Origin of the sequence: Gracilibacillus thailandensis, assembly GCF_010994055.1 — a bacterium.
GTDB classification, from domain to species: domain Bacteria; phylum Bacillota; class Bacilli; order Bacillales; family Amphibacillaceae; genus Gracilibacillus; species Gracilibacillus lacisalsi.
In genome coordinates this window covers 1-9,969 of the sequence record NZ_WJID01000085.1, presented here as the reverse complement: position 1 = coordinate 9,969, position 9,969 = coordinate 1, and the positions used below count along the sequence as shown (strand labels likewise).

The window sequence follows — 9,969 nt, the reverse complement described above, 5'->3', positions numbered from 1 at the left end:
ATACCTTTATTAGACTTATAAGTTCAGGATAAGCGGACAAAAGAAAGCCAAAAAGGGAAAAAGTGTCCACGAGAACGATTCTCGCGGACAAAAGAAAGCCAAAAAGGGAAAAAGTGTCCACGAGACCGGCTCTCGCAGACAAAAGAAAGTCAAAACGGGAAAAAGCTCTCATGGACAAACTAAAGCCAATATCGAAACAATTGTCTTCGAGTGTAGCACTTGAAACAAAAGTAAATCACTTCTTAAGATAATTACTATTGCTTATTTAGTTTGCTATTTATTCAAGATTTCCGTCCGCTTCTATTCATTTGGAATAACATAAGCAAATCCTATGTCAGCTCCTATTTTCTAACCATTCAACTTCATCCCTTGATAGTTCAATCTTTGATCCTTCCAAACAGGAGACAAGTTCTTGCTCATTTTGGGCTCCAATTAAGGCACAAGTAGGGAAGGCTTGATTTAATACATAGGCTAAAGCGATTTGGATTGCGGTTACGCCTTTTTTATTTGCTAGTTGTTCTGCTCTAGCCAGTCGCTCCCAGTTGGCATCACTATAAAACACACGAACTAGATCTTCATTACTTCGGTCCTCTGGTGTGAACCTGCCGGTGAAAAATCCTCTTGCTTGTGAAGACCATGATAAAAGGGGAAGTTGTGTTTCTTCGTGCCATTTCTTGTCATCACTATCAGTTGAGACACATCCCTTCCAGAATGGCTCGTTTGCCTTAGCTAAACTAAGGTTCGGACTGCTGAATGAAAAGCCTACTAAGTTATTGGCGGCGGCATATTCATTTGCTGCTTGAATTCGTTCTGTTGTCCAGTTAGAGCCACCAATTGCTTTAATACGACCTGCCTCTATATGTTCATTTAAAGCATCGATGATTTCACCTACTGGTACATTGGGATCATCTCTGTGTAATGCATATAAATCAATATAATCGGTGCCAAGTCTTTCTAAACTTTCAAAAAGGTCTTGCCTAATTGCCTCAGGATTTACACGTGGTCCGTTTTGGTCATGATGAGCGCCTTTAGTTAAAATAACGATATCCTCTCGGTTATTCCGTTCTTTTAGCCACATGCCGATCGCTACTTCACTTTCTCCACCACAGTAAATATGAGCGGTATCAATCGTATTGCCGCCGATTGCTATATAACGATCTAATACCTGACAGACTTTATCATATACACTCGGTTTAAAATAATCGGACCCTTGAATTAATGTAGTAACAGACTTATCTAGGCCATCGATTTGAATCGTTTTCATTCGGCTCATCCTTTCGTAATTTCAATACGTTTTCTTTCCTCAGCGGAAGTAAGACATGCATCCAACACTTTCATGTTTAAAATGGCATCTGCAACAGGAAAAGGTAATGTCTTATTCTTTTGAATACTATGTCCAATCACATCTGCCTGTAGTGCATATTGATTTACATAGGGAACTTCTACCTCTTTTGTTCCATTACTAGTGTATAGATAAAAATGGTCTTGCTGATTTTGATTTGTAACAAAAGCAGAAGGAATCTCAATTCGACCTTCTGTCCCTAAAATTTCTAGTCGATTTCGGAAATCTGCCCACATGCCACAATCAAAGGTAAGTGCAACACCATGATCAAATTCCAATATTCCGGATGCCATCATATCTACATGATCATGCTGTTCGGAAAAGAAAGCATGAACGGTTGCTGCTTGAGGCTCTTCATTTAAAATCATTCTGGCGGCACTTATCGGATAAACTCCAACATCATATAAGGAACCCCCACCCCAATCCTTTCGGAAGCGAACATTTTCTTTGGCAGCTGCATTGTTAAAAGTGAATGCTCCATGTATGCCGCGTATTGCTCCGATTTCTCCTGATTGAATGATCTCTTGAATCTTTTGATATCTGGGGTGATAGCGATACATAAAGGCTTCTGCCAGAATAACTCCAGCTTTTTCACTTGCTGCTTCCATTTCTAGAGCTTCCTTGGTATTTAAAGCAATTGGTTTTTCGCAGAGTACATGTTTTCCAGCTTCCATAGCTTTTATCGACCATTCTTTATGCAAATGATTTGGTAATGGGATGTAAACGGCATCAATATCGGGATCAGCTAATAATTCTTCATAGCTCCCATATGCAACGGGAATCTCTAATTCCTCAGCTGTTTCTTTTGCATTGCCTAGATTTCGACTGGCAATGGCGTATACTTCACCTGTTTCTGACTCTTTTATTCCTGGTATAACTGCTTTTTGTGCGATATTTGCGGTGCTTATAATTCCCCATTTAATCGTCATCGTTTAACCTCCTCCTATAACTTTATTGTTATTATAATCGATTGGTATTAATATGAAAATAGAAGCTTTTTGCTATCAGATAACACAATATTGTCCTATAGGATGTGAGGATATGAATCGTCAAGTTTTATTGCCTATATTGAAAAAACATGAATATATGATCCTACCTGAATCAGTTGGTTGCTATAAGTTGAAAGCGGACCATGATGTCTATCGGGAAGCAGGCTCGTTAGATAATTTTAGTATACATTTTGTTGTAGCGGGGTCTGGCTATGTAGAGATAGATAGGAAGCAATATATGTTAAAAAAAGGAGATGCCTTTCTTTATTTTCCGGAGCAAGAACAACGGTATTATAGTAGCAAAGAGGATCCTTGGAGTGTTCGGTGGGTTCATTTTTATGGAAATCCACTGCATACGTTTTTATCGGAGATTGGTTTTGGTAGATTTATTTTGTGGAGATTGCCGAATTTAGATAAATTAGAGCAAACTCACGAACATTTATTACAAGAAGCAGAGGAAAACAGCTTCTTACAGCTATCAACCTTATCAACATTAACCTATGCTTTTTTGTCCACCTTTACCAATATTGCCGTGCCAAGTGAGTCTAATTCTAGGCAAGAATTAGATGTGCGGATTCAATCGCTTTTACCGAAAATGCAAGAAAAAGCACCAGAACCCTTCGATCTCGTATATTGGGCAAAACAAACGGGAGTAAGCACCTATTATTTCTGTCGATTGTTTAAACGTGTCACACAGATGACTCCGATGGCTTTTATCACTTTATGTCGGTTGCAATGGAGTAAACAATTACTGTTAGAAGAAAAAGAGTTGACTGTTAAGGAAATTGCGGAAAGATCTGGCTATCCGAATCCTAGTTATTTTAATAAACTTTTCTTAGAAAATGAAGGGATGACTCCCACTAAATATCGGCAAATGTATATATAATGGTGAAAAGGATAAAGATTAATGGTTTCGAACATGCTATTAATGGGTATGTTTAAATGAGTGGATTTCGGTATACTTTAGGTAATAGTACTGAAAAGATATCTTTCCTACTATTTACTTAAAGGACAGGTAGTGTTATTTTAATATAGTTGATAAGTTGTAGGAGAGGTAGGAAGTTCATGAAAAAAATATCAAGTGTATTTTGGATAACGGTTTCGATCGTTTTGGCAGCAGTTATTTTCGGAATGGTGGCCCCAAGCAGTTTCGAAGAACTAACGGGAAACATTCAAGCGATGATTTCGTCTGGGTTTGGATGGTATTACCTTATATTGGTGACAGTGGTTGTCATTTTTTGTATATTTTTGATTTTTAGTCCTGTTGGTGCTATTAAGCTTGGGAAGCCTGATGAAAAACCGGAATATAAGAAAACAACATGGTTTGCGATGCTCTTTAGTGCCGGTATGGGTATTGGTTTGGTATTCTGGGGTGCAGCAGAGCCTCTATCACATTTCCTCGAACCGCCACTTGCCGAAGGTGGCACAAATGCTGCGCAAAAAGAAGCAATGAGATATGTCTTTTTCCACTGGGGTCTTCATGCATGGGGAATCTATGCGGTTGTAGCCTTAGCTTTAGCTTATTTTAAATTCCGCAAAGATGAACCTGGTTTAATATCTGCTACACTAAAACCGATATTCGGTTCAAAAATGGATGGTGCTTTTGGGAAAGTAGTGGATGTCCTAGCAGTATTTGCAACAGTAGTTGGAGTTGCGACCACGTTAGGATTCGGTGCCGCACAGATTAATGGTGGTCTTTCCTATTTAACAGATGTGCCAAATAGCTTTATCGTACAGTTCATCATTATTATCATCGTTACTGTATTATTTATGATATCTGCTTCAACTGGTTTAGGTAAAGGTATCAAATACTTAAGTAATACGAATATGGTCTTAGCTGTTGGTTTATTTGCTTTAATGTTTTTTATTGGTCCAACTATTTTGATTTTAAATATGTTCACAGACTCGGTAGGTGGATATATACAAAACATTATGCGGATGAGTTTTCGTATTGCACCGCTCGATGGTGAGCACCGTAATTGGATTAACGACTGGACGATTTTTTATTGGGCATGGTGGATTTCTTGGTCACCATTCGTAGGTATCTTTATCGCTCGTGTGTCACGAGGTCGGACGATTCGCGAATTTATGATAGGGGTATTATTATTACCAGCTGTCGTTAGTTTTCTATGGTTCACCACTTTCGGTACATCGTCAATTGGTGTACAAAACAGTGGAAATATCGATTTATCTTCATTTCCAACTGAGCAAGTGTTATTCGCTATGTTCAGTGAATATCCTGGATCGATTGTATTGTCCATAGTGGCCATTTTATTGGTTAGTACATTCTTTATTACATCAGCCGATTCGGCAACTTTCGTATTGGGGATGCAGACTACTTACGGTTCGTTAACACCTCCAAACAGTGTGAAGTTAACGTGGGGGGTAGCACAATCTGCGGTAGCGATAGTGTTATTATATAGTGGGGGACTGCAAGCATTACAAAATACCCTAATCATCGCAGCACTCCCGTTCTCGATTATTATGTGTTTAATGATGCTTTCGCTATATCGATCTTTAGCGAAGGAGAAGAAGGAGCTTGGTCTTTATCTCAAGCCTAAGCCTCGAAAGAATAAACGAGTAGAACAAAAATAATCATAATCTCGTGGCACGATTAAACGTGCTACGGGATTATTTTTTTATCATTCTTAGTTCTTGTTCATAGGGAACGTTTGTTCTTGTGTAAGCAATACGTTTTTGATATACTATTGGTGGATGTAAACAACTTTATAATGTTCAAGGCAAAGAAGAAAGAAGGGTGATAAGCATTGTCTGTATTAATGAAAGTCCATGAAGACACTCCAACTTATATTGATCATGATCAGTTGTTCAAACAACTGATTGGTACATTTTTTGATGAATTTATCGAAGTATTCTTTCCCTCTGTACATCAACAACTAGATTTTTCCTCACTCAAACCTCTTTCAGATGAAGTATTTACGGATTTGATTCACGGAGAAAGAAGACGTGCTGACATAGTTATGGAAGGCAGGTTGAAAGAACAGGATACGCTTATTATTATTCATGTAGAATCACAGAGTTATGAGCAAAAGAATTTTCATGAAAGAATGTATCATTACTTTAGTATATTGTATAATAGGTATAGAAAACCAATTATCCCCATTGCAGTATTCAGTTATGATAAGGTTCGTGATGAACAAGATTATTTTGAATTGACTTTCCCTTTCCTCCATGTTTTAACTTTTCATTTTTTTAAAATAGAATTAAAGAAACAGGATTGGCGTTCGTTTCTGAGATCCAATAACCCAGTTGCAGCAGCCTTACTTAGTAAAATGGGTTATAAGAATAGCGAAAAGGTACAAGTGAAAAAAGAATTTCTGCGTATGCTGGCAAAATTAGAATTAGATGCGGCTAAAATGGAATTGATATATGGCTTTTTTGAGACGTATGTAAAATTAAATCAAATAGAGGAGGAAAAACTAATGGAAAGCATACAGAACTCAAATGATGAAAGCTTAGAGGAATTTGTAAAAAAATTACCTAACTCCTGGCGTGATAAAGGATTGCGTGAAGGAAGAGAAAAGGGATTAGCTGAAGGAAGAGAAATCGGAAAACAAATTGGAAAACAAATTGGACAACAAATCGGGAAAGAAATTGGGAAAGAAATCGGGAAAGAAATTGGTAGAGAAGAAGGAGAAAAAATAGCAAAAAAAGAAATAGCAAAAAAAATGCTGTCCAAGGGAATGCAACCTGAATATGTAATGGAGATAACAGGGCTAACGAAAGAAGAACTCGAGAATTTTGGAAGTGAATCATAACAATATGAAGTTTAATCGTCAATCTCAAGTGGAGAGTGAAGATTTGTCGTATCATTAATAAATCACTTTTTGGCAGCCCACAAGCTTAGCTTATGGACTGCTTTATCATGTTATTCGCTGTTTTGCTTGTTGTAGTCTTCAGTATATTCTTCGATTACTTGGGCGCCGCCTGCATTTTTCCATTTCTCAATGGCTTCATCGAATCCTGCTTCATCAATTTGGCCCAAGAAGTATTGGTAGGTGGCATCTTCCATAATTTGATTGAGTGTTTCAGATTTATCAGCCCATGTAGGTGATTCTAATGCTGCTGTTGGGTCGTGAACCAAGTAATTATTGTTATCTTCATATAATTCATCTGCTTTTGCACGTGGTTCATAGTCATAGTATCCCGTATAACGGCCGTTTGTTTCTGGTTCACCAATTTCAAATGGTGTGTACGGGCGGATTTCTTGATTGTACTTGTCTTCACTTTCATCGAGAACCTTAGCAAAACCATCAATCACTTCATAATGTTCTCCTTCAATCCCCCAGTAAAGTAAGTTAGAGCCTTCTGGAGTCATTAAATAATCGAAAAATCCAAGAATTCCTTTCAGTTCTTCTTCTGTTTCAACAGATTGTTTCGGGAAAATAAGCATGCTTCCATAGCCAGGGATGGCGCGTGTTCGAAATTCCCCGTCAGGACCTTCGATGTAATTGTGGACATCCAATTCTACATCAGGATTAATGGCAACCGCATCACGATACATTGGTTCCACATCCCCCATCGTACCAATATAAACGCCAGCAGTACCATTCTTTAGCATCTCTTGTTGGTCTGTTTTACTTGTTACAGGAGCATCTTTGTTGATGTAGCCATTATCAAACAAGCTTTTGAAATAATCCATTGCTTCCCGGTATTCAGGAAACATAAATTGTGGTAAAAGCTGCCCATCTTTTTCTCCCCATCTATTAGGTGCTCCGTGCCATGTCGCAAAGTTTTCAAATGTTCCTAGAATTTCTCGGTCTGTTAAACCAATCGTGTCATCCTGGCCATTTCCATCAGGGTCATCTTCAGTGAATGCTTTCATCATATCGTATAATTCATCAAGGTTGGTTGGTGTATCAAGTCCTAGGTTTTCTGCCCAATCTTTTCGATAAATAAGTCCTTGGCGAGATAGAGGTCGGCCTGCGTAAAGGGTATATAGCTTACCATCGATCATTGTATTTTTTAGAATATCTTCATTTAGTTTGTTCAAGTTAGGAAACTCTTCAAGGTAGGGACCGATCTCCCAGTATTGTCCGTCACGCACTGCTTCTTTTTGTTGATCCAATGTCACGTCTTTTAGTAGAAAAACATCAGGGAGATTACCGGTTGCAATTTGTGAATTTAATGTTTCTGCATAGTTATTGTCAGGTACCCAGCGAATATCTAATTCTGTGTTGGTAGCTTCTTCTAATAATTCTTCGAGGCGACTGTCAGGTACTTCTGGAACATGCAAGTTAAACATCATGGAAATTTCTTGTGGACCATCATCATTATCCTCATTATTTGAAGCGCTTTCATTTTTGGAACAAGCAAATAGAAACAGAGCTAATGATACAAACAGGAGAAAAGCCAGCCGAATTTTATTTTTTTCCATCTTTCACACAACCCCTTTTTGTTTTTAATGCGATAAAGCACACTGCCTCAATGAACGATTGGACACCTCCTTGTTAATTACAACGTTGTTATTTTCAGGTGAGGACCCGAGTGAAATAATTGTATGCAAATTCTGTATGAAAGTAAATAGTAAATTGGAATTAAATATCGTTCGACAAAATAAAAAAGTTGTTTAGAGTTATTACGAGTTACTGTGAGTAGTGAAAGTAATATTAATAATGTTTAGAGATAACAGACGCTAACTACTTGATAAGTTTCGCTAAAGAACAATGGCGACACTAGCCCCACTGATCGTAGTCTTATTTTATTACTTTAGCGGTTTGCTGTGCAATATAGTTTAACTAGCTAATCATTGAACTGGTGAGTTTCGATATGAGAGGTTCATAAAAGCGCAAGAATAATAGTTTTCTCCGTTTTAGAGCAGTGCAACAATTCATAGGAGGGCTGCTTAAAGCCAGCCCTCTCATTCATTTACGGTTGAATTACTCCAACACCAGCATATTGTGTAACGAGTGATTTTACATTTTCAACTGGTGTAAGTGTATAGTTATATGGAACGGTATAATTGGTCGTAGATGTGGTTGGTTGGCTGCCAGTGCTGTTGATGTATAAGTTGTTGGCAACGTTCCAGTACCCTGGAGAACTACTATACCAAGCACCAAGCGGATCCTTGGAATTTTCAAATACGTTATTTTCTATAAGTAGTTCAGCTCCCATTCTGGCATTAATCCCTGTATCGATAATTCCTTCAAAGTAATTATTATACAAGTGACCTTCGCCATGACGGTAGCTAGGGACTCGCGAATTCAAGTTTTGAAAATGATTATGGTGGAACGTAATGTTTCGATCGTCGCTGTCACTATCTGATGACCCCATTAACATCGCTTTCCAGCCATCATGGACATAGTTCCATGAGAAAGTAATATTAAATGCATCCCGTTTCACATCAAATAAACCATCGTAGTAGTCTTTGTCCACATTTAGGCTAGCATAAAGTTCATTATGATCCACCCAAATGTTGTTTGATGGTCCTTCAATGCTAATGGCATCCTTGTCACCGGTACGCACTTCATGAATCGTGAGATTACGGATTATGACATTATCTGCTCGCCACACTTTAATACCTATGCCGTCTAATTCTCCATTAGTACCAACACCTAATAAGGAAACATCTGATACATCCTTAATGTTAATTTTACTGTCAGACGTATTGTCTGGTGTAATGGTTCCATTCACATAAATGGTTAAAGGTGTGTGATCTTCTTTGTCCTTTAACGCTTGAACTAGCTCGTCTCCTGTATGAACAGTTACGGTATCTCCACCTGCGCCACCAGTTGTACCGCCATTTTGCGTGGCAAAACCGGTCATACTGAAATCAGGAGTACTTGCAGAGACAGATTGGAACGACAAACCGAATAATAAAGTAACGAAAAGACTGAAAGACAACCACTTAAGCAATTTTTTCTTCACTTTTTCTCACGTCCTTTTCATTATTGTTTGAAGCTTACGTTTGACACCGAAGCGATAAAACATCCTTCCTCCTTTCGTATAGATTACTTAAATCATATCACGTAAGCGTTTTCTATAAATAATCATTTTTACATATATTATCCTTAAAATTGAATTATTTACCATTAGATATGAAGTAAACGAGTTATAAAATTGAAATAAAGTTACAATTATGAAGTTGTAATGTGAGATAATGATTATTTTTTGCATCCGGATAGAATGGAAGTAAATGAAATCATCTTGAATTTAAATGCTAATTTATCGAAATATTCAAAAAAGTGCTTGCATTCAAAATGAATATTTCGTATAATCCTATTTAAAGATTGAGTAAATCAATATTAAAAAGCGATGAAAAGGGAAAGTAAGTTTCGAGCGTTTTTCGACAGAGAGCTTCGGTAGCTGAAAAGAAGCAAAAATGCAGATGCTGAAAATGGCCTTCGAGCTTCGTGCTGAACGTGTCTAATTATGGCACGAGTAAGTGACGACGAGATTTGGTACTCGTTATCTATACCAAAGTATGAAAGCCTGTTTTGGTGGAGTACTTGTAAAGACTGTATATGTGAGTATGCAGTAAACTAAGGTGGTACCGTGTTGAAAATAATATCAACGCCCTTATTGTTCATAGAACAATAGGGGCGTTTTTTAATGCTCCGGGTCATCAGGAAGGCTTTCAGGCTCTATACTAAATGTGGTGGTGCTTCCTGGAGTGAT

7 protein-coding genes and 1 other annotated feature are annotated in these 9,969 nt (G+C 37.8%); of the genes, 3 read left to right on the top strand and 4 right to left on the bottom strand.

The annotated features are described in order from the left end of the window. Positions 1-334: 334 nt before the first annotated feature. Positions 335-1,264 carry an aldo/keto reductase gene (locus GH715_RS19250; RefSeq protein WP_153836806.1) on the bottom strand — a complete coding sequence of 310 codons (930 nt, stop codon included), beginning with the start codon at positions 1,262-1,264 and terminating at the stop codon, positions 335-337. A 5-nt stretch (positions 1,265-1,269) separates the two neighbouring features. Further along, complete coding sequence (locus GH715_RS19245) at positions 1,270-2,271, bottom strand: Gfo/Idh/MocA family protein (RefSeq protein WP_153836807.1); 1,002 nt, start codon at positions 2,269-2,271, stop codon at positions 1,270-1,272. Between the two features lie 112 nt (positions 2,272-2,383). Here GH715_RS19245 and GH715_RS19240 point away from each other — a divergent pair, with 112 nt between their 5' ends. From GH715_RS19240 to GH715_RS19230, 3 genes are all read left to right on the top strand, one after another. Continuing rightward, positions 2,384-3,217 (top strand): AraC family transcriptional regulator, encoded by an 834-nt coding sequence (locus GH715_RS19240; RefSeq protein WP_153836808.1) that lies wholly within the window; start codon positions 2,384-2,386, stop codon positions 3,215-3,217. A gap of 179 nt (positions 3,218-3,396) precedes the next feature. Then, on the top strand, positions 3,397-4,926 hold the full coding sequence (locus GH715_RS19235; protein ID WP_153836809.1) for a glycine betaine uptake BCCT transporter: 1,530 nt from the start codon (positions 3,397-3,399) through the stop codon (positions 4,924-4,926). Positions 4,927-5,111: 185 nt separating this feature from the next. Next, a complete protein-coding gene (locus GH715_RS19230) occupies positions 5,112-6,110 on the top strand; it encodes an RpnC/YadD family protein (protein ID WP_240469421.1) in 999 nt (332 codons plus the stop codon). 110 nt (positions 6,111-6,220) lie between these two features. Here GH715_RS19230 and GH715_RS19225 read toward each other — a convergent pair whose 3' ends face one another. Next, positions 6,221-7,729 (bottom strand): extracellular solute-binding protein, encoded by a 1,509-nt coding sequence (locus tag GH715_RS19225; RefSeq protein WP_153836811.1) that lies wholly within the window; start codon positions 7,727-7,729, stop codon positions 6,221-6,223. A gap of 491 nt (positions 7,730-8,220) precedes the next feature. Next, entirely contained in the window at positions 8,221-9,159 is a 939-nt protein-coding gene (locus GH715_RS19220; protein ID WP_228760351.1) for a pectate lyase family protein, read from the bottom strand. Between the two features lie 438 nt (positions 9,160-9,597). Continuing rightward, positions 9,598-9,875, top strand: a binding site (T-box leader). The last annotated feature ends 94 nt before the right edge of the window (positions 9,876-9,969 follow it).

Bases quoted from the DNA above. Each gene is read 5' to 3' on its own strand.
- GH715_RS19250 (WP_153836806.1), bottom strand. From the start codon at position 1,264: ATGAAAACGATTCAAATCGATGGCCTAGATAAGTCTGTTACTACATTA.
- GH715_RS19245 (WP_153836807.1), bottom strand. From the start codon at position 2,271: ATGACGATTAAATGGGGAATTATAAGCACCGCAAATATCGCACAAAAA.
- GH715_RS19240 (WP_153836808.1), top strand. From the start codon at position 2,384: ATGAATCGTCAAGTTTTATTGCCTATATTGAAAAAACATGAATATATG.
- GH715_RS19235 (WP_153836809.1), top strand. From the start codon at position 3,397: ATGAAAAAAATATCAAGTGTATTTTGGATAACGGTTTCGATCGTTTTG.
- GH715_RS19230 (WP_240469421.1), top strand. From the start codon at position 5,112: ATGAAAGTCCATGAAGACACTCCAACTTATATTGATCATGATCAGTTG.
- GH715_RS19225 (WP_153836811.1), bottom strand. From the start codon at position 7,729: ATGGAAAAAAATAAAATTCGGCTGGCTTTTCTCCTGTTTGTATCATTA.